We start from the raw sequence: 22,033 nt of genomic DNA, 5'->3' as shown, positions 1-22,033 counted from the left end.
GGAACCCGACTTCACCGATGCAGAACAAACGCGATCAAGTACAGGCCCACCTGTTCGTGATGGGCCGCCTGGCCTCGGCCATGCTGCGCGCGGACCCCGACGACCCCGAGAGCCCGTCGGGCCGCACCAACCGCGGGGCCGTGATCGGCCTGATCATCGCCGTGCTGGTGTGTGCCGGTGCCTTCGTCTTCGGCCTGCTCAAACCCGGTGGGAACACCACCTGGAAGGCCGAGGGCAAGCTCGTGGTCGACAAGCAGACCGGAGCCTCCTACCTGTATCTGGACGGCCGGCTGCGCCCGGTGCGCAACTACGCGTCCGCCCGGCTGATCACCGGCGGCGCCCCCGAGGTCTCCTCGGTGGGCACCTCCTCCCTGGGTGACACCCCCCACGGCACCCCGGTGGGCGTCCCCGGTGCCCCCGACGCGCTGCCCGGCGGTGGTGAGCTGGAGACCGGCCCCTGGCTGGTGTGCTCGGTCACCGAGCCCACCGAGACGGGTGAGCCCCGGGCCCGCACCGTCCTGGCCATCGGCGCCGGGGAGGTCGAGGACATCTCCGGGGCGCGGCGGCCGGGCGACGGCGGCGGGGTGCTCGTCACCGGCCCCGACGACCGGGAGTACCTGCTGTGGCAGGGCAGCAGGCTGCGGCTGGACGAGAAGGCCGAGGCCGTCCGGGCGCTGGGCTACGGGTCCGTCACCCCCCGCCCGGTCTCCGCGGCCTTCCTGGACGCCTTCCCCCAGGGGCCCGACCTGGCCCCGCCCGAGGTGCCCGGCCGGGGCGAGGACGGCCCGCGCCTGGGCGGGCGGGACACCCGTGTCGGCCAGGTCTTCCGGGTGGACGTGCCCGGCTCCGACCCCCGGTACCACCTGCTGGGCAAGGAGGGGCTGGTGCCGCTCAGCGACACCGTCGCCGCGCTCGTCCTGGGGGACCCGCGTACCGCCGAGGAGGCCTACGGGGGCGGCGAGACACAGGTGCCCACCCTCGGAGCCGACGCCCTCACCGGTCATCTGGCCCCCGGTGCCGCCGGGTCCGGGGACGAGGCCGGGCTGCCGCCCACTCCGCCCGAGCCCGTCCGGGCCGCCCCGGACCAGGCGGTGTGCGCGGACGTCGCGTCCGCCGACGGCAGTGCCCGGGTGGGCACCGCGATACTGCCCGAGACGGTGCTGGGCGACCCCGTCCAGGCCCCCGAGCCGGAGTTCGAGCCGGCCTGCCTGCCGGTGGACGCCGTCTCGGTGCGGCCCGGCGCCGGAGTGCTGGTACGGGCGCTGAGCGCGGCCGGAAGCACCCTGGGGGACACCACGTTCCTGGTCACCGACACCGGCGTGAAACACCGGCTGCTCTCCAAGGAGGCCGTCGAGGCGCTGGGGTACGGCGGCGTGGAGGAACGGACCCTGCCCGCGCACGTGCTGTCGATGCTGCCCACCGGCCCCGATCTGACCAAGGAGTCCGCCGCGACCGGTGAGCCGCGCATCTCGGTGCGCTGCGCGCGTCCGGACCGGGAGAACCGGTAGTCCGGCCGTGTCGCGGAGGCGGGCGGCGGGCAACGATGCCGGGTCCACTCGGGCAACCCCGGGTGACGGCCGCTGCCGTGCCACCGGTTCCGCCGGTGGCTTTATGTCCGCTGTGACCGCCTTCGCGCACGCTATTCGCTCGTTCGAGCAAGGAATTCCCGGAATTTCTGCTCAGGTGAGCAATTGGGTAAAGGGGGTGGTGGTGCGGGAGTGTTTGCGCGGCTCGTTCGGGCGTGCTTATCATCTGCTCCGACTCAATGGCCCTATTCCCTGTCGCGGGCCTGTCGCGGCAAGAGCGGCGCCGTACGCTGCCGCGCGCGGCGTTTACTCGGTTGCGACGGGGCGAATCAGTGGAGAAAAGGGGAACCCCCCATGTCTTTGCAGCAGTCCACGGAGGAATCCACCCGGAACGGGATTGAGGCGCTCAGCATGGCCTTCAAGGGGGTCCAGCGCTGTCAGCAGGACGTCCAGGGTACCCGCCAGAACCTCGGCACCTCGTACGGCGGCAGCGACGGCGGTGCCTTCGGAAAGCTCCTGGACGAGTGGGACCGCAACGTCGACACGATCCTGCTCAACCTGGACCGGATGGTCGACGAGTTGAACGAGACCCTGCGCGAGCACGGCCTGGCGCAGGGCTCCTCCAACGAGGCCATCAACGAGCAGTACAACCGCTCCACCACGGTGTTCGACGAGCTGAACCCGCCTCCCGCGGGCGAACCGGGGACGGCCTCCTCGGAGTTCAGCTCGGACGAGCGCCTCAAGCCGCTCGGCGGCTGACCTTCCGGCCCCGGCGTGCTCCCACCGCACGCCGCACCCCACCCCGCCGGCGTGCCCACCGCCGGCCCGCCCTTTCCGCCGGTCCCCGCCCCGCCCACAGGCGGCGACCGTCTCCCTGCCCGCACCCGCGCTGAATCGAGGACCCCGTGAACCTGAGCGACGGCTACATCTACATCGACTACCGGCACGCGGAGAACGCGGCCGACGACATGGTCGAACAGTCACAGGCCATCATGAGCATCATCGAGAACCTCGAGATGGAGCTGACCGAGCTGAAGAACACCTGGATCGGTGAGGACAGCGACGTCTACCGGCAGGTGCAGGCCAACTGGAACCAGGCCGTGCAGAACATCAAGAACCTGCTGGCCAGCAACTCGCACCTGCTGACCGACATCTCCGACAACTACCGCTACACCGAGAAGGCCCTCTCCGACCGCTGGTCGAGCATCACGATCGGCAGCCGCTGACCTTCCTTCCTCGCCGGACGGCCCTGCCGCACCCCTGCTCCGCAAGCCCCCCCGACGACCCGGGGCGAGCGGGCGGGAGGCGCGGAGAGGCCACGGCGCACACCGTTCGGGGGCACCGGTTTCCCGCCGTGCCGGGCGAGAGGCCGGCCCTCGGCCACCACACGCAGCACATGTCGGCGTCCGCGTCGCGCGGGAACCCCGCGGCGCGGACGCCGGTGGTCCCGACACCGCCAGGCAGAAGGTGAGGACATGGCCGAGAACAAGACCACGGTGCTCGACAGCGAGTTCCTGAAGAACTTCATCAATGAGGAGATCGTCGAGTTCAAGGCCGCCCTGGGCAAGATGCTCAAGGATTCCCCGGACGGCCAGGCCATCTCCTCCGTCGGTGACCCGGAGGTCACCACGCTCAAGTCCACCCGGCCGCTGGTGATCGGGCAGATGGCGGGCGAGAACGGAGTCGGCGGCAGCGCGCTGAACGAGCAGATCCAGGAGGCCGCGGACGCGATCCACCGCGTCATCAAGGACCACCGCATGCTGTTCGACGACATCGAGGAAGCCCTTGAGGAGACCGTTGAGGAGCTGACGAAGAACCAGAAGGGCAGCCTGGACAAGATCACCGCCGAGACGTTCATGGACATCTTCGACGACGTCGACGCCGGTATGGAGGGGGGCGGCACCTACTCCGGCGGTGACGACGATGACGACGATGACGACTGACCCGAACCGGTAGCCGTATCCCCGCCCGTCCTCTCCTCCTTGTAACGCGTCGCGGAGCCCTCAGTGCCCAGTGAGAACGACTTCAACAACAACGACGACTACTGGAAACAGGCAGTCGACATGCTCACCGGCTACGTCCTGCCGACGCGCAGCACACTGTTCGACACCCTCAAGGGCAATGAGGACATCCCCCTGATGCACGTGCGGCTGCACAAGGTGGGGGATGACAACTCCGGCAACCAGTCCGGCTTCTACTCGGCGATCGGGTGGCGCAAGCACAACACCGACCTGATCATCCCCTACATGAAGCCGCCCAACAGCCAGCCGGAGGACATCGAGAAGGGAAGGATGCTCTACCACTACTACGCGTACATCACCATCCTGGGCACCATCGACGAGAAGATCCCCAGCGGCGAGGACATCCTGGCCGGCGTCGACCTCACCAGCAAGGTCCTCAAGGACAAGGGCGGCTGGAACAAGGAGGGCGAGCACATCAAGTGGAGCACCAAGCCCATGACCCAGTACATACACGGGTCGGTCCTGGCGCTGAAACATCTCCGTGACAACCACTCCACCGTGGGCTTCGCCGACCGTGGTCTGAAGGTGGAGGACAAGGACTACGTCGATCTGGCCTCCTTCACCGAGACCGCCAAGGCCTTCGAGCGGGCGGTGAAGTTCTTCCAGGACAGCGCCACGACGGTCGGGGACTGGGAGAAGAAGGACATCGGTGACGGCAGCGAGTCCTGGGCCGGCACCGGAGCGAGCATCTTCAAGGAACTCGTCGAGAAGCTGGCCCGCAACTACAGCGGTTACGTCGACCAGCTCAGCGAGGGAGCCGAGGGCCAGCAGGGGACCGAGGTCACCATCGACGGCTACTCCGTCAGCACCGCGCCCGGCCGTGCCCTGGCCCGCATCCAGCAGACGATCATCGACGAGGTGAACAACCTCATCACAGCCTGGAACGCCTGGAGCCCCGTGCGGTCCCCGCAGCGCTGGCTGTACGACCTGCTGGAGAAGGCCACTTTCGAGCTGTTCGACCACCAGTACGACAAGATCGACTTCGAGACCTACACCACCGGTGGCATGTACGGCTCCTCCCGCACGGTGGTGGTGGCCGCGGAGGGCTTCAAGAACGCCATCATCATCGACGGAGTCTCCTACGGCCCGCCCGACGATATGACGACCTGGAAGAAGATCGGCGAGAAGGCCGTCTCGGGCTGGGAGGAAGCCGCGAAGGCCTATCTGAACGAGATCGCCGCCACGGCGATCAAGAACATCTCGCAGGCGTTCGCCGACGCGAAGGACAGCTTCGTCCCCGAACTCACCGACAAGGACCAGCGCTCGCTGTCCGAGATCGCGGCCAAGGAGGAGGCGGCCAAGCAGAAGAAGGACAACGAGGAGTTCCTCAAGAAGCAGAAAGAGGACTACGAGAAGGACCGGCAGGAGGCCAAGGAGGAGCAGGAGAAGCGCAAGAAGGACTACGAGGAGGACCGGGCGGCAGCCAAGGCCGCGCAGGAGGAGGCCCAGCGGCAGGCGCAGCAGGACCGGGAAGAGGCCAAGGCCGAGCAGAAGAAGGCGCAGGAAGAGGCCAAGGCCGCCCAGGAGGAAGCTCAGCGGCAGGCGCAGCAGGACCGGGAAGAGGCCAAGGCCGAGCAGAAGAAGGCGCAGGAAGAGGCCAAGGCCGCCCAGGAGGAGGCCCAGCGGCAGGCGCAGCAGGACCGGGAAGAGGCCAAGGCCGCCCAGGAGGAGGCCCGCAACGAGGCCAAGGCCGCGCAGGAGGAGGCCCAGCGGCAGGCGCAGCAGGACCGGGAAGAGGCCAAGGCCGAGCAGGACAGACAGCGGCAGGAAGCACAGAACCAGCAGGCCCTGGCGGCGCAGTACGCCGCCCAGCAGCGGGCGGAGGCCAAGGCCGAGCAGGAGCGGCAGCGCAAGCAGGCCGAGGAGGACCGCGCGGCGGCCAAGGCCGAGCAGGAGCAGGAGAAGGCGGCGGCCAAGGCCGCCCAGGAGGAGGCGCGCGCCGAGGCGGAGCAGGAGCGCGAGGCGGCCAGGGCCCAGCAGGAGCAGGACCGGGCGGAGGCCAAGGCGGCTCAGGAAGAGGCCCGTAACGAGGCCAAGGCGGCCCAGGAGGAGGCGCGCTCCGAGGCCGAGCAGGCCAAGAACGACGCCCAGGAGCAGCTCCAGCGCGAGCAGGCCGAGGCCCGCCGGGAGTACGAGCAGGCCAAGGAAGCCGCCGAGGAACAGCGCGAGCAGGCCAGGAGCGACGCCGAGGCCGAGCGCGCCGAGGCGAGGGCGGAGTACGAGCGGCAGCTGGCCGAGGGGCGTGTCAGTCAGGAGGAGGCCCGCGCCCAGTACGAGGATCGGCTCGCCGAGATCGACCGGACCGAGGCCGAGGCCATCGCCGCCGCCGACGAGGCCCAGAACCAGGCCAGGGCCGAGTACGAGCAGGAGAAGGCGGCGGCCAAGGCCGCCCAGGAGGAGGCGCGCGCCGAGGCGGAGCAGGAGCGCGAGGCGGCCAGGGCCCAGCAGGAGCAGGACCGGGCGGAGGCCAAGGCGGCTCAGGAAGAGGCGCGCAACGAGGCCAGGGCCGCGCAGGAGGAGGCGCGCGCCGAAGCCGAGAAGGAGCGCGAGGCGGCGAAGGCCACCCAGGAGGAGCTCCGCCAGCAGGCCCTCAAGGAACAGGCCCAGGCCAGGTTCGAGGCCGAGCAGGCCAAGAACGACGCCCAGGAGCAGTTCCAGCGCGAGCAGAACGAGGTCCGCGCCGAACGGGACGCCGCCGAGCGCGAGGCCAACGAGCGCGAGGCCGAGGCACGCCGGGAGTACGAGCAGGCGAAGGAAGCCGCCGAGGAGCGGCGCGAGCAGGCCAGGGCCGACGCCGAGGCCGAGCGCGCCGAGGCGAGGGCGGAGTACGAGCGGCAGCTGGCCGAGGGGCGTGTCAGTCAGGAGGAGGCCCGCGCCCAGTACGAGGATCGGCTCGCCGAGATCGACCGGACCGAGGCCGAGGCCATCGCCGCCGCCGACGAGGCCCAGAACCAGGCCAGGGCCGAGTACGAGCAGGAGCGGGAGGCCGCCCGCGAGGCCCGTCAGGAGGCCAGGGCCGAGGCCGAGGAGGCCCGCCGGGACGCCCGGGCCCGCTACGACGAGCGGATGGCCGAGATCCAGGCCGAACAGGACCGTCTGAACAGCGGCGACAAGAACATCGGGGAACTGATCCAGCAGCGCCTGGCGGACCTGCCCCCCGTCCCCGAGCCCGGCGGTGTTCCCGCCGGAGTCGGCGCGACCTCCCTCTACGGCTCCTCCCCCTACTCGTCGGCCTTCAGCGAGGACAACCTCTACGGCTCCGACGCCCCCGCCGCCGCGCTGGGCCGCCAGGACGCCGCGGTCGGCGCCGGCTCCTCGCAGCCGGGGGCGCCCGGCGCGCCGATGATGCCGCCGATGATGGGCGGCATGGGCGGCGCGGGTGCCTCGGGCAGCGGCTCGGGAGAGCGGGGCCGCCAGGTGCTGGACACCTCCATCGCCCGCCCCGTCCGGGCCGCGGGCGGCCCGGGGGTGGACGAGGAGCACCGGGTGGCGCCGCGCGGAACGCAGACCACCAGCAGCGGCATGCCGTTCATGCCCCCCATGGGCCCGATGGGCGGCGGGAACGGAGGCCAGCAGACCGAGAGCAGCGACCGCGAGCGCACCACCTGGCTGGCCGAGGACGAGGACGTCTGGGGCACCGACGAGGGCGGCGCCCCGCAGGCACTGGGCCGATGAGAGCCGGCCGGGAAGAGGGGAGAGGGCGTTGAGCGATTCACTGGAGGACCGCATCACCAGGGCCACGGCCGAGATCGAGCGGCTGGAGAAGGACGTGGTCACCGCCCAGGCACGGCTGGAGAGTGCCGCGCACACCGCCCGTTCGTCCGACCGGTCGGTGCAGGCCACCGTCAACGGCCGGGGCGAGGTGACCGCCGTGGAGTTCCTCGACGGCAAGTACCGGACCATGGCCGCCGCCCAGCTGTCCACCGCGGTGCTGGAGGCCCTCACCGCCGCCCGTGCCGCCATGGCGCGCGCGGCGGTGGAGGTGCTCGACCCGATCACCAGGCGCGCCCCGGCCGGCAGCCCGCGACAGGTGCGGGGCGTCGACTGGGGCCAGGTGTTCGGCTCGCTGCTCGACGACGACTCCCAGCGGCAGCCGAGGCGTTCCAGCCGGTTCCACGACGAGATCCACGAGGACGACGAGCTGCCGTCCGCCGCGCCAGGGCAGCCCGCCGGCGACTGGCAGCGGCCGAAGGATGGTGCACGGTGAGCGAGTTCTCCGCCGATGTCGAGGAGATCCTGGCCAGCAGCCGGGAGCTGCGCCAGCTGATGCACCTCGGCAAGCAGATGGTTCAGCGGTTCGAGGAGGGCACCTCGTACTACGAGGGCTGCTGGGGAGTGGAGGGCGACGACGAGTTCGCCAACAACGTGGTCCCTCAGGTGAGGAAGACGAAGGAGGCGCTCGGGAGGGCGGCCGGGACCGTCGACCAGGTGGCCGACGGGGTTGTCGAGACCCTCGCGACCGAGGCGGACGCCATCAGGAAACCGAAGGACGACGCACACGTGGACATCGACCGCCAGCGCGGCAGCTTCGACGACGACGCCGACGTGAGGCGCTGACCGGCCACCGATGGCGATCAACTTCCCGCCGGGACTGGCGGAGTTCTTGGAGGTCTGGCTGGGGGCGAACGTCGCCCGCGGCAACGAGGACCTGGGCTACGACAGCCGTATGCCCTACCACGATCTGGCGACCGATGTCAGGGAGTACCGCGCCCTGGCCCAGCGCGTGCTGTCGTGGGCCGAGACCTCACTTCCGCCTGCCATCGGGAAGCAGTTCTCCGCGGCGATGCGGCAGTTCGTCTCCGACGACGGGAAGGACCGTCTCAGCGAGCTGGCCGACGAGGCGGACAAGGCCGGCGAGCGGCAGGTGGAGTACTCCAGACGGCTCGCCGAGGCCAAGTACGAGATCATCTGGGAATTCATCTTCATGAAGATCGAGCTGGCCGCGATCGCCGTGGAGGTGGCGTTCTCCGGTGGTGCCGCGGCCGCTCAGATCCCGCTGGTCGAGGCCCGTACCGCGCTGCGGATGATGCTGATCATGCAGCGTCTGTCACGCCGGGTCCCGATCTTCTCCACCACGGTCACGGAGGCGATCGAGGAGGCCCTCACCTCCCTGGCCGCGCAGCTGACCTCGATGATCGCGCCGGACAACCCGGACCGGAAGCGGAAGGAGCTGGACGGGAAGGACATCGGGATCGCGGCCTTCTTCGGCGCGACCGCCGGTCTGATCGGCGGGGCACTGGGCCAGGCGGCCCGCTGGGGGCTGAGGGACTTCCTCAAGAACAAGCCGCAGTGGTTCAAGGAAATGCTGCAGTTCCCCGAAGCCTTCATCAACGAGGGCGCCGCGGAGTCGATCGCCGAATGGTTCGTCAAGGGTGTCGTCTTCGGCAAGTGGGAGTTCAAGCCCAGCACCTTCGTGCAGGCCGGTATCAGCGGTGTGCTGTTCGAGGCCGCCGCCGATGTGACGATCAGGGTCACGGAGCTCCTGGCCCACAAGTTCAACCAGAAGTTCGGTACGCAGTACACCAACAACGCCAACGACTTCTACAACAAGTTCTCCGTCGACAAGACCTCGGGCGGCAAGCAGCCCTCCACGGTCTCCTCCGGGTCCGACGGGCCGGAGCCGGTGCTGGGCCCGGGGGTCGTCGGCGGCCCCCTGGCCGCCGACGGGTACAACGGCGTCTTCCAGCCGGGGGCGGCGTACGGGACCGGTGTCTTCCAGCCGGGGCCGACGGGCGTCGTCGGTGCCGGCGGTGACACGGCCACTGTCAATCTTCCCGGCCCATTGCCCGCCTTCCAGCCGCCGCCGACCAGCTCCGACGTCCCGGCCGCCTCGCACACCCCCGGCACCGGCGGCGACTTCACCGCCGAGACGCCGTATGCGGGCGGCGACACCGTCCTCCGTCCCGACCTCCCCGGCGTTTCCCCCACCGCGCCGCATGTCTCGCCGTACTCCTCGCCCACCCCCGGCGACGCCGACTCCCGCGGTGCCTTCGACGACAACGCCTCGCTCTACAGCGATGTCAGTGATCTCAGCGGCTTCGGTGACAACGTCTCGCTCTACAGCGACGTCAGTGATCTCAGCGATACCGGTGAGGTCAGCGGTACCGGTAGCACGGGTGGCACCGGTGGGATGAACGGTGCGGGTCTCACCCCGTCCCCGTCCCCGTCCTCTTCTTCTTCCGGTTTCGGCCACAACCTCGCCGCGAGCGACTTCGACGACAACGTCTCGCTGTACAGCGATGTCAGTGATCTCAGGGACGATAACGACGCATGGTCGGTCGCCAGTGACGACACGGCGATCACCGAGCCGGACGCCAGTGCTGTCGGGACCGGAGTGAAAGACCCCTCGGCCGACACCACGGGCAGTGGGCTGCCCCTCACACCCGGCGTGCCGGCCACCACTCCTTTCTCCGCCCCGTCCACCGCGTCCCCGGGCCAGAACCAGCACCAGCAGGGCCAGAGCCCGGTACAACCCCAGGGACAGACCCAGAACCGGGGGCAGGTGCCGACCGACCTCACCGGACGGCGGACCGACGACCCGGCTGCCCCCGCTCCCCTCGCGACGGGACAACCCGCACCGGACACCACCGCACCGGTCACCGACCAGAACACGCTCGACCAGAACACGCTCGACCAGAACACGCCCGACCAGAACATCGGCGCGACCCCGGCGGGACAGCCGGACACCCGGCAACAGACCACCGGCACCACCGATCAGGTGACCCCTGCCACGCCCTCCGTCGACCACAGCGTCGTCAGTACGTCGAGCGACCTCGGTGGTACCGCGCCGGTTTCTTCGGCCTTCACCACTACCGGCGCCCCGCCCGCCGCCCGCCCGGTGCCGGAGCGGCCGGACGGGCAGGACACCACCGGTCTTGCTCCGCGGAACCCGGCCGACCTGCCCGCCGCTCCCACCCCGGGAGAGCGGGACACCCAGATCCGCAGCTGGGTGGCGAGCCTCCCCGAGTCGGGGCAGCCGGACACCGTGGGGCAGCCCACCACCACCCAGGACACCGACCCGGCCGACCTGCCCGTCGCACCCGCGCCCGCCGCCCCGGTCCCGGTGGCGACCACCGGCACGGACCCGGCCACACCGCCACCTGCCACCTCCCGGACTCCGGCCGTCCCGGGGTCTTCCGCTCCTCCCGCGAACTCCGCGGTCGGTTCTCCCGCGCACCCGGCGCCGCAGAGCCCGAAGCCGACCTCCGGTTTCACCAGGCCCGTGGTGCAGAGCGGTCCGTTCTCCTTCCACGCCCAGCCGGTCCGGGAGCGGAGCGCTCCCGTGGTCGCGGGCGGGCCGCCCGCGACCACGGCATCGCCTGAGGCCACCGCTGCCGCGGTGCGGACGACCGGTCCGGCCCCCGGCCGTGAGGCCACCACTGCGGCGACCTCACGGACAGGGGGCCCCTCGCCGCGGCAGCGGGCGGTCTTCACCGCCGCACCGCCCCGGCCGCCCAAGTCGGCACCGGACCGCTCGGAGTGGAACCACTCACCGGTGGACTTCCGTCCCATCACCGACGGCAGTGGGCAGATCATCGGTGTGGCCTCCCTGCCGGAGAAGCAGCTGGCGGAGCGCCTTCCGCACTTCTCCGAACTGCGGGAGGCCGGTGTCTCCCACAAGTCCGTCAACGACCGGGGCGAAACCGTCTACCGGAGGGGAGCGCCACCGAAGAGGTTCGGCAGGGCCTTCTTCGTGGCCGCTCATCACGACCAGCAGGGCTTCCACGTCACGCTGGACGGCGGCAGCACCGAGATCATGGACGCGCGGAGGTTCGGCGCCCACGTCCGGGACCTGCTTCTGCGCTACGGCCCCGAGAACTTCGAAGGGGTCGCGCTCATCTCCTGCAGAGTGAGCCCGGCCGAGGCGCAGACCGTCGCCGAGATCGTCGCCGAGGTCGCCGACCTGCCGGTCGACGCGACGCTGGGCCAGGTCGGCGCACAACTCGACAGAAGCGGCAAGCGTACGATCTACCTGGACCACGACGAGCGCGGCAGAGCCACCTTCTTCAGTACGTTCCGAGCGCGTTCACGCCCCGTCGGCCGGATCATCCCGACTTCGGTCGCCGACACCTCCTCGCGAGACGGCACCGACGGCGCGATGCAGGGAACGAGCGCCCCGGCCGCCCCCGTCGGCTGGCACTCCCCGTCCGGCACCACGGCTCCCGAGCAGCCGGCCGAGGTACTGCACCGGGTGTTCGGGCCGGGTGTCACCGCTGATCCGTCGTTCGGGCGGCTGGCACGAGCTGTCGGCGTGCTGGAGGCCGCCAGGAGCGGTGACCGTGACCTCCGGCACGGGCGGATGGACTTCGACGAACTGGCCCGCCGGGTGCTGCACCTGCGGTCCGGTTCGGCGGTGGGGCACCGGCAGCGCCGCGAGCTGCTCGATCTGGTCTACGACGCGGAGGCGGCCGGGCGGGCGGAGACGCTGGCCGCGCTGCAGGCCTACCACCTCCAGCGGTCGGGAGTCCTGTCGGGGGACAACGCGCTGAAACCCAAGGACGGCGTCAGCGGCCTGAACTGGACCGGTGCCAAAATCTCCCCGCCCTTCCTGGACAACTACCGGGTGAAGTCGGCGTCGGGGAAGACAGAAGGAACCTTCCGGGCTCCCTGGGGCAGGGACGGGCACAAGAGTTTCTACGTGCTGGTCGCTCGTGGGGGACACACCCACGTGGAGGTGCGCCTGCCCAGCGGCCCCTACCAGGTGAAGCCGGAGGAGCTGGCCGAGCTGCTGGCCCACGACCCGAACCGCCCCAAGGGTGCTCCCGTCGTCCTGCTGGTGTCCGAGGCCGGTGCCCAGCACCTGGAACTTCCCAGGCTGATCGCCGCCCGGGTGAGCGCGGTCGACGGGACGGAGACGACGGTCTGGAGCAACGACGGCAGGCTGGATCCGCCGGTTACGGGTGCCAAGAGGGTGCTCCATCCCGATCACCTGATCTCCGTGGTCGACCACATGCCGGGGAAGGTCCCCGTCGGGCGGTGGATAGCCAGCAGGCCGGGCTTCGTGATGCGCCCGGCGGACGATCCGTCCCAGGAGATGCTGCGCACCCTGGACGGTCGTTCCTTCCCGATGAGCGCGGTGCGCTCGTACACCGTACTCAAAGGACACGAGCCGATCGGCCGGACTCATGGGGACCTGGAACACCTGGTCCAGGCGAGGGTCCACGAGGGGATCCTGGACGGTACCCACACCGCCACCGTGTCACCCGACGGCAAGAGGCAGAGCCCGCCCAGGCCCTTGCCCTTCACGGCAGCCGGTGTCGGTGACGCCTATGTCGGACTCGCCCACGCGAACAGGGAGAACGTCGTACTCTGGCTGCAGAACGGAACCATGGTCAGGGTCAGCGGCGGTGAGTACGGCAGGTATCTGAGGCGTCGGCCGAGTCTGGAACGCCTGCACGAGGGAAAACCGCTCATCGAGGTGAGCTGCCTTGCCGGTTCCCGGTCTCACCGGGACCCTCTCGTCCACCCCCCTCATGCGCAGTACATGGCGAACGAGGTGGGGAGAGGGAAAAGCCGTCCGGTCCACGCGCTGGACGGTGTGGTCATCGAGGTCGACGACCCCGACCGACCCGAGGTGAGAATCGCCGTCCAGGGCGACCCCGACAATCCCCGGCACGTATGGGATGTCTTTTACGCGGAACCCACTGAGGCAGAGCTCACGCAAATCGCCGACCGCATCGGACTGGATACCCGTGTCGACCAGCGGTCCGAGCGTGTCCTGCGCTGGATACGGGCGCTCCGCTACCTCCGCTTCGCCGTCGCGATCGACCCGAACCGCCGTAGTGACCTGGAGAACGCTCTGCGGACCCTGGTGACGGTGGAGAACCTGCGGCTGGCGGACCCCTCTCACACTGACAGGCAGCCTCTCACCGCGGAGATGCTGCGGCAGTGGGAGAACCGGAGCCGCGGGCTCACCGGCCATGCGCCCGTGCTCACCCGCGAGTTCTTCAACGCCTTGGTCAAGGGGGCAGGGGGGCAGAAGAGGAACCAGCCCGCCCAGGCCGGTGACTTCGACCGGTTCCTCCGGAGTCTGGGTCTGGCGCGACCCGGGAACGCGCCTGCCGGACCGGCCACCGACACCACTCCCGCGGCCGCCCCCTCGGGGGAGTCGGACGCCGCCCCGGCCGCCCCCGTCGGCTGGCACTCCCCGGACGACCAGGGGACCGCCACCACCGTCGAGGGCGGCACGTCGCCGGCCACCCGTGCGGAGCAGCCACCGCGGTTCCCGTCCTACTACGCCGACCCCCGCTGGCAGGAACGCGCCCAGCGCTACGAGCTGAGCGTCGGCAAGGTGCTGGCCGCCGACCCTGCCATGGCCGATGTCGCGCGGAAGACGCTGGTGCGGCTGCGCGAAGTCCTGAAGGACGCTTACGGGCCGGACGCGGCGGACATGGTGCTCGTCCCCTACGCCGATGACATCTTCGAGGCCCGCCAGGATGTGGACCGTCTCCTGGACGAGGAGCGGAGAGCCTCACTCGAGGAGCTGATGGAGGCCCTCTACACCGCCGCCGCCCATGAGAGCTCCATCAGGACGCTGCGCGCGCTGAGTCCCGGACAACCGGGAGGAGTGCTGCCGGCTCCTCCGGCCGACGAGGAGGAGCACTCCGGCGAGGTGATCGACAGTCACCGGGCCCGGGGGCTGCGGCTGACGCGGGGACCGGCGGACCGGGTGGAGTGGCTGCTGCGGGTCCACCGGGCGCTGGGCATCGAGAGCGAGGCGCCCGCGGTGCACTTCCGTGAGGCGCTGACGGGGTGGCTGCTGTCCCACTCCGACTCCTACCAGCGGCGGTCGCTGGTGGAGATCCACACCGCCGCCCAGCGGGCCGGGGTGCGCGACGAACTGGAACCGGACGTCGCGGAACTGGACGGTGCCCGGCTGTACGACCTGGCCGACGGCCTGCTCACCCCCCGGCGGTGGCTGGCGGGTATGCAGGGGCGGGTTCCGCTCAAGGGGGTCGACCGCGGTGACCTGGTCAAACCGCACAGGGTGCTGTACGCACAGCTGGCCGGGGAGTGGACGACCCCCGAGATCGTGGGAGACGGCACATCCCTGCGGTCGATCGCCGAGCTGCTGCGGCTCCGCGGGCGCGGAGAGCGGGAGACGCACGGACATCTCCACGGACCGCCCGGCGCGGGACCGGAGACATCCGCACGGGCGGTGGATCCGGCACGCGAGCGGGCGTTGCGGTCCTGGTACCTGCGCCACCCCTACCCGAAGCTGCTCGCCGCCAACATCCAGGAGGAGCTGCTGCCGGCGCTGTACCTGAGCGGGCCGGACTACCGGCTGCTGGGCGAGTTCTCCCCGGACGGCTCCGTGAACCGGCAGCGTCTTGCGGAGACCGCCCGGCAGGTGGTGGAGGAGGCGTTCGACTCCGGTGATCTCCGCTTCTCGCTGCCGCTGCTGTTCCTGGCGGACCCCGAGTTCCGCGAGGCCGCCGACCGGGCCCGCGCGGTGCCCCATGACGCGCCCCGCCGCGCCAAGGACCTGAAAAGGCTCCGCAAGCAACTGCTCCGCCGTGCCGAGGAGCTGGTGGACACCCTCCCGAACACGGTGCTGGACACACTGCACGAGCAGCGTGAGATGGCGATCGAGGCGGTGGAGCAACTCCCCATGGAACTGTCCACCGCCTGGTGGATCATCCAGGGGCAGGACGCCGACGCGCTGGTGGCCGAGGCGCGGGCGCGGAGGGCCGGACAGGACCAGGGCCTGCCCGGCCGGACGGTGGAGGTGCCCGCGCTGCACCAGGTGACCACCGACCGGTCGCGGACCGTGCGCTCAGCCCGGCGTCTGGCCGGTTCCACCGGAGCGGGGGGGCGTAGCCGCCCGGTGGTGGGGGAGATCGAGCGCTCCACGGCACGGGGCGTGGCGCATGTCACCCGCGACGCGGAAGGCGGGCTGCTGGTCTACCCGGCGCGGGCCACCTTCCGTGCGACGGATGTGACCACCGTCCGCGCTCTCGGCCGGAGGCCCGGCGGGGACCGTGAGTACGTGCGGGTCACGCTGGTGGAACAGCCGGCGCCCCCGCGGCCCGGACGATGGGACACCCCCCTCGCCGTCCGCGAGGTCAGGCACCCGGACACCGGCGAGGTCCTCGGATACGGCACCTACAACACCCGGGACTCGGCCCAGAACGACCGGTTCTACGCCGCGGTGCTGGAGCAGGACACCTATGAGGTGCGGGAGGTCACCCCGGAGGACGGGCAGGGACGCCTGGTCGCCGAGCCTGACGCACCATGGGCCCGCAGGACCGGCCGAACCGTGCTTTCCGCCGGGCACAGCGACGGCACCGTCCTCGCGGGCATGACAGCCTACGGGGAGAAACTGTTCTCCCCCGCCGAGTACGGCACCCACCACAGGGCCTTCTTCGAAGGCACCGGGTTCGTCGCCGGCCTGCTCCCGTGCGACATCTCCCTGCGGCGCCGGGGCGTGGAGACGGCGGCCCAGACGATGACCGACCACCTGGGAGCGGTGAGCGCCGACGGCGCCACGGTGGAGACCCGCTTCCGGAAGCAGGAGCCCATGAGGCTGTCCCTGCTGACCACCCCGGACGGTCCGCGTGCCGAGTTCCGATCCCACCCCCCGAGGCCGCTGACGGCGGCGGACGCGGCCGGCCGCGCGGGGGCGCGGGATCTTCCCGGGCACGCGGTCGACTTCGCGGCGTACTACGGCACGCCCGAGTGGGCGGAGGCCGTGCGGCGGTTCACGGACGGGCTGGGCCGGGCGCTGGCGGCCGATCCGCGACGGACGGAGGCCGCACGGGAGGCGGTCCGGCGGCTCTACGGGCGGCTGGCCGGGCTGAGCGGTCCGGATGCGGCCACCCGGAAGTTCTCCTTCCCCGCCCGCCTGGACGGTCTCTCCGAGGAGGAGAAGGCGGCGTGGCTGAGCGCGCCGCCGCCCGGCACGGGGCTGCCGGAGCTGATGGAGGTGCTGTACTCGGTGGTCCCGAGCAGGGCGTTCAGCACCACCGGCTCTGCGGGCCCGCTCTCCGCCCTGCTGGAATATCTCCGCGACACCGTCGGGTTGTCCGACGCCGACCTGCGGGAACTGGTGGTCTCGGTGCTGGCCTGGCGGCTGCCGGGGAACCGGGACGGCCTGGCCGATGTTCTGCGGCAGGCGCAGGAGGCGGGGGTCGGCGACTCCGTCGCCGAGCAGGCACTGCTGGTGGGCGAGGGCACGCACCTGTACGAGTGGGCGCTGTCGGGCCTGCCGCTGGGTGAGGTGCCCAGTGGACTCCGGGGCGGTCTGCTGCTGCCGCACCACCGGGTCTATCTGGAACGGCATCTGGAGTGGTTCACCGAACAGGCCGCGGCCGGGGGCCCTCCGCTGCCCGGCGAGGTGCGTGCGGCGCTGGAGGAGGCGCGCGGTCTGCTCGACGGCACGGTCGCCCCGCCGTCGGACGGGACCGCGCCGAACGCGGCGCACGTACTGGCGCTGCACCTGCTGGGCGGCTCCGACGGCCCGCTGCTGGACCGGGAGTTCACCGACGCCGGTCCGCTGAGCGGCGCCGCGGCGCTGGCACAGGAACTCGAAACCCTGGTCGACGAGGCGTTCGACTCCGGGAGCCTCCCCCTCCTGCTGCTGCGGGATACGGACTTCCGCGCCGCGGTGGAGGCGGGGGACCGGGAGCGGGCGCGGGACCGGGCGAAGGCACTGGCCCCCGGGATCTACGCGGAGATACCGGAGCACCTGGGGATGGCGGCAGGCGGCCTGGAGCGGCTGCCGGAGGCAGACGGTCCGGTCTGGCTGGCGCTGTCCGTGCCGGACGGGGAGACCACCGGTTTCGACGAGCTCGCACTGCCGGAATCTGGTGCCGTCCACCTGAGCGAGCAGGCGGCGCTGAACGCCCTGGGTGCCGCGGATGCCGGACCGGGGCGGCGGGTGGTGCTGGTGAAGGTGCCGGCCTCCTCGGCACGTGTGCTGCCGTTCTCCCCGGATCCGGATCCGGACCGGCGCAAGGCGTGGTACCCGCAGAGCGCGGCCCTGCGGGTGGTCTCCCGCCGGAAAGCCGGGGCCGACGGGATCGAACGGATCGAGGCGGTGGAGGCCGGACAGGCCGTGCGGGACGGCGGTCCGGCGGTGGCGAGGCTGCTGCCGTTCACCGCCCCGGACGAGCACGGCCTGGCGGACCTCACCCGGGGCATGAGCCTCCACCCGGACCCGGGAACGTCGGACGCCGCCCCGGCCGCCCCCGTCGGCTGGCACTCCCCGGACGGCCAGGGCACGGTCGTCACCGAGGGCGGTACCGGGAGCACCGCCGGCCCGGCAGCGCTGCCGGAGAAGCCGCGGACAGCGCTCTCGTCCGTCTACCGAACCGCGGACTGGTACCAGTTCGGCCGTACGTACGAGCGACACATCGGCAAGGTGCTGGCCGCGGACCCTCTCGTGCTCGCAGAGGTGCGGAAAGTCCTCGAGGAGCTGTCCGGCCAACTGGTCCTGGACATGGAGAAGAGGGGGATCAGTGCGGAGAAGGACCAGGAGGAGCTGCTTGCCGTGCTCCTCACGTCCAGGGACAGCCGGAATCTGAAGGAGGCGTTTGCCGAGGCCGAACGTCTGATGCTGGGCGAGGATGTTCCGCTGTCCGAGGTGATGGACGCCCTCTACCGCGTGACCACGGACAAGTACGTGGTGGATGTGCTGCGCGGGCTCTGGGGCAAGAGTTCGCGCAGGCACTCGGACGACCAGGTGATGCCAGGACCGGTCACCCGGCGGGTGAAGTACCCCGGGCCGTGGGTGATGGAGCGCAGCGAACGGGGACTGGTGATGGGCCAGTACCCGGCGGACCAGGTGGAGTGGTTGCTGCGGGTCTACCAGGCGCTGTCGTTCGACAGGCACCACCCGCTGCTCTTCCGTGAGGCGCTGATGGGCTGGCTCCTGACGCATGCCGATCCCGGGCAGCGGCAGACCCTGGCGGACATCTACGAGGCGTCCCACCGCGCGGGAGTGCGCGACGACAGGGAGCCGGAGATCTCGGAGCTGGACGGCGCGGACCTGTACGGGCTGACCGACTCCCTGGTCGATCCGGTCAGATGGCTGGGCAAACTTCCGCCGGAAGCAGCCGGGAACGTCGGCGTGACGTGGAGCGACCTGGTCCTTCCGCAGTGGGCGTGGTACGTCGACCACTCGAAGTGGATGAACTCCGAGCCCCTCGGCGCACTCCCGGCCATGGCCTCCATCAGTCGGCTGGCGCGTATCACCATGGGCGGGGAGAAGTCCCGGTACCTCACCGCCGAGGCCGGGCAGCTCCCGGAGAAAGCCGTCAGGGAAGCGGCGATGCGGTCGCTGACCCTGCGCCACCCCCACTCCACGCCGGGAGAGAACCTCTCCCTGGAGATGCTGCCTGCGCTGTATCTGAGCGGGCCGGACTACCGGCTGCTGAGCGCGGTGCTCCCGGACGGCTCCGTGGACCGGGAACGGCTCAGGGAAGTCGCCCGGAAGGTGGTAACGGAGGCGTTCGACTCCGGCACCCCGTGGTTCTCGCTGCCCCTGTTGTTCCTGGCGGACGACGGTTTCCGCACGGCCGTCCGCGCGGCTGGGCGAGTGTTCCACGCGGCCACCGGGGAGCTCCGGCAGCAGTGGAAGGACTACTTCACCACGCTGGCCCAGGACTTGGTGGACACATCGTTCAGCCCGGAGCTGCCCGTGCACCGGGAGATGGCGATGGCTGCGGTGGAGCGGCTGCCCGAGGAAATGTCCGCCGCCTGGTGGATCACGTACGAGGGCGCCTGGCAGCCGACCAGGTCGGAGGTGGTGGAGAAGCCGGCTCTGCATCAGGTGACGTCCGACTGGCAGCAAGTGATGCGTGCTGTGCGGCAGCCGGACACTTCGGGCCGGGGAGGGCGGCCGGTGGTGTGGGAGATCCTGGAATCCACCGCCCGGGATGTGACGCTCTTCGCCCGCAACCCTTACAGACGGCAACTGGTTTACCCGGAGTCGGTCTTCTTCCGGGTCATGGACGTCACCGTCAGCAGTGTCATCGACAGCACCGGTGTCCACGAGTACGTGCGCGTCACTGTGGTGGAGCAGGACGCACCGCTGGCGGAGGAGGTGTGGCGGCGCCCGGTCATGACCCAGGTGGTCCACCTCCGCGACACCGGCCAGGCCGTCGCCTACCGGAACTTCAACACCCGTGACGCCTACAAGAAGATTGTGGCCAGGCCCGTCAGGCTGAGTACCACCTACTTTTTCCAGAGCGCTCAGGCCCCGGGCACCCGGAGCACCTCCGACATCGGGCCCGAACTGGCCGCGCCCTGGTCGGAGGACGCCACGGTGTACGCCGCCGCGCACGGCACCGGGCACACCGTGACGGTGCAGACGCGGCGCGGGAGCATGCAGAAGACCCCCGTCGGTTACGGCAAGGCCGTACGGCGGATCATCGAGGCGACCAGACCGGGCGAGTTGCTGGACCTCGTGGTGGACTCGTGCTACATGGGTTCGGAGTACCGGGGCGAGCCTTCCGCGCTCCAGACAATCACTGATCACAGCAGGCAGCTCAGCGGCCACGCTTTCAACACGCTGGCCGTCACCAGGATGCGCGGCGGACGTTTCTCGATCGGTGGAAGGCTCGAGCCGGCCATTCGCCGACCGCGGCTGGTGTCGCGCGCAGGACGGCGACTGCCCGATGCCAGTGTGTGGGAGGAGGCCGCCCGGCGGTCGGCCGTACGGGACGTCCCCGGCCATGCCGCCGACTTCGCGGCCTACTACGGCACTCCCGAGTGGAGGAGTGTCGCGAAACGGTTCGAGGACGCGCTGGGACGGGCGCTGTCAGCCGATTCGCGGTGGCTGGAGAGTGCGCGCGGTGCGGTCAGGGCGCTCTACGAACATCTGGCCGGTCAGGACGGCAGTGATGCGGACCGGGCCGCGGAGAAGTTCCTCGCGCCTCCAGCGCCGGGGGACCCGCCCGCCTCCCCCCGGCAGCGGATGGAGCGGCTGCTCCGTCCCGCCGGTGAGTCGTCGCTGTCGGACCTGATGGCGGCCCTGTACCGCGCGACCCGTGGCTCGACAGCCCCCGCGGCTCCGCCCGGCGCGTCGGTGCGGGACGTCTTCCGCATGCTGGCGGGCTTCCGGGACGTTGCCGGTGTGTCCGAGAACGATCTGCGGAAGTTGCTGGTGTCGATGCTGGCCTGGCTGCTGCCGGGCAACAGCCACGGCCTGACCGACATCCTGGAGCAGGCGGTGATCGCCGATCTCGGGAAGAAGGCCGTCGAAGAGCAGCGGCTGCTCGCCATCGCCCCGGCGGAGCGGGCACTGCTGTACGGCCGGGGAACCCAGCCGTACGTATGGGCACTGACCCACCTGTTGACGGGAGATGTGCCCCAGGAGCTCCAGAGCGCTCTGAGGCTCCCCCACCATGTGCTCTACGAGGAGCGGCACCATACCTGGTCCGCAGGACTGATCGACGCGGGCGGGACAAGGCCCGCCGAGCTGTGGGCCGAGCTGGGCCGGCTCCACCAGGGCCTGATGGCCGGCTCCGGAACCGCCCCCGCGGCCTCGGCCCCCCGGGAGGAGGCGCTGGCGGCCTGGATGGCGGGTCACCCGGCCCGGCCGGAGAACCCGAGCCGCTCACCGCTGGCAGTGGTGGGCTGGGGGCATGTACTGGCGCTGTACCTGCTGGGCGGCCCTGACGGCGCTCTGCTGGACCGGCGTTTCACCGTCGTCGATCCGGAGTCCGGTACCGAGCTCCTGCTCCAGCGGCTGGGAACTGTGGTCGGCCACGGCGGTCACCCGTTTCTGCTGTGGCGGGACGAGGAATACCGCGACGCGGTGTTCCGGGGAGACACGCGCCGGGTGTGGCAGCGGGTCGAGGAGCTGGCCGACCGGCTGTACCGGGAGATCCCGGAGCACCTGGGAATGGCGGCGGAGGCGCTGGAGCGGCTGCCGGAGACGGGCGGTCCGGTGTGGCTGGCAGTGCCCGTGCCGGACCGGACCACCCGTTTCCAGGAGCTCACGGTGTCGGAGCTGGGGGTCGCCCATCTGAGCGAGGAGGCGGCTCTGGCCGCGCTCAGACTGGCGGGTGGATCCGGTGACCGCCGTACGTTGTTGGTCAAGGTGGAGGGTGCCGGGGCGCGGGACGTGTCACCGTTCTCCGCGTATCCGGAGCGGCGCGAGGCTCGCTTTCCGCAGGGCGCGCTGCTGCGGATCGTCTCCTTCGAGGACGACGGAACCGGCGGTGTGCTGCGGGCCGAGGCACGGAGGGCCGGACCGCTTCCGCCCGGTGACCCGAGCGTGGCGTGGTTCTCGCGGTTCACCGATCCGGACGAGCACGTCCTCGAGGACGACGAGAGCGACACGGAATCGTTGGAGAACGATGACGAGCAGCTGAAGCGACTCGTCGAGGACACCGCCGGGCTGACACTTGCGGAGGAGCTGGAAGCCGCCCCGGCCGCCCCCGTCGGCTGGCACTCCCCCGTCGGCAGGGACACCCGGGCATCGGGTACGGCGGGCGTGCGGAGCTGGAGGGGCGGGACGTTCGCCGATCCGCGGGTGTT

The 22,033-nt window shown here is 70.9% G+C and carries 8 protein-coding genes (1 of these 8 cut by a window edge); all 8 read left to right on the top strand.

What is annotated here, in order from left to right; all coding sequences use genetic code 11:
- Positions 1 to 17: 17 nt before the first annotated feature.
- Positions 18 to 1,508, top strand: coding sequence for a type VII secretion protein EccB (gene eccB / locus V1L54_RS12005; protein ID WP_330117928.1), 1,491 nt, complete (start codon positions 18 to 20; stop codon positions 1,506 to 1,508).
- Positions 1,509 to 1,880: 372 nt separating this feature from the next.
- Entirely contained in the window at positions 1,881 to 2,285 is a 405-nt protein-coding gene (locus tag V1L54_RS12000; RefSeq protein ID WP_330117927.1) for a WXG100 family type VII secretion target, read from the top strand.
- A gap of 146 nt (positions 2,286 to 2,431) precedes the next feature.
- Positions 2,432 to 2,752, top strand: coding sequence for a WXG100 family type VII secretion target (locus V1L54_RS11995; protein ID WP_330117926.1), 321 nt, complete (start codon positions 2,432 to 2,434; stop codon positions 2,750 to 2,752).
- A gap of 249 nt (positions 2,753 to 3,001) precedes the next feature.
- Positions 3,002 to 3,469 carry a type VII secretion system-associated protein gene (locus V1L54_RS11990; protein WP_330117925.1) on the top strand — a complete coding sequence of 156 codons (468 nt, stop codon included), beginning with the start codon at positions 3,002 to 3,004 and terminating at the stop codon, positions 3,467 to 3,469.
- A 63-nt stretch (positions 3,470 to 3,532) separates the two neighbouring features.
- Positions 3,533 to 7,222 carry an AAWKG family protein gene (locus V1L54_RS11985; RefSeq protein ID WP_330117924.1) on the top strand — a complete coding sequence of 1,230 codons (3,690 nt, stop codon included), beginning with the start codon at positions 3,533 to 3,535 and terminating at the stop codon, positions 7,220 to 7,222.
- A 28-nt stretch (positions 7,223 to 7,250) separates the two neighbouring features.
- On the top strand, positions 7,251 to 7,754 hold the full coding sequence (locus tag V1L54_RS11980; protein WP_330117923.1) for a YbaB/EbfC family nucleoid-associated protein: 504 nt from the start codon (positions 7,251 to 7,253) through the stop codon (positions 7,752 to 7,754).
- Positions 7,751 to 8,104 (top strand): hypothetical protein, encoded by a 354-nt coding sequence (locus V1L54_RS11975; RefSeq protein WP_330117922.1) that lies wholly within the window; start codon positions 7,751 to 7,753, stop codon positions 8,102 to 8,104. Before V1L54_RS11980 ends, V1L54_RS11975 begins: the two co-directional genes overlap by 4 nt.
- A 10-nt stretch (positions 8,105 to 8,114) precedes the next feature.
- Positions 8,115 to 22,033: the 5' portion of a lonely Cys domain-containing protein gene (locus V1L54_RS11970; RefSeq protein WP_330117921.1), read on the top strand. It continues 19,447 nt past the right edge of the window; the window shows 13,919 of its 33,366 coding nt (coding positions 1-13,919); its start codon is at positions 8,115 to 8,117; its stop codon lies beyond the right edge, outside the window.

Origin of the sequence: Streptomyces rubellus (assembly GCF_036323805.1) — a bacterium.
Classification (GTDB): Bacteria; Actinomycetota; Actinomycetes; order Streptomycetales; family Streptomycetaceae; genus Streptomyces.
Note: the sequence above shows the minus strand (reverse complement) of the source record. Positions and strands in the feature narration are given on the sequence as shown.

Coding starts and splice junctions, on each gene's coding strand:
- eccB (WP_330117928.1), top strand. CDS start 18: ATGCAGAACAAACGCGATCAAGTACAGGCCCACCTGTTCGTGATGGGC.
- V1L54_RS12000 (WP_330117927.1), top strand. CDS start 1,881: ATGTCTTTGCAGCAGTCCACGGAGGAATCCACCCGGAACGGGATTGAG.
- V1L54_RS11990 (WP_330117925.1), top strand. CDS start 3,002: ATGGCCGAGAACAAGACCACGGTGCTCGACAGCGAGTTCCTGAAGAAC.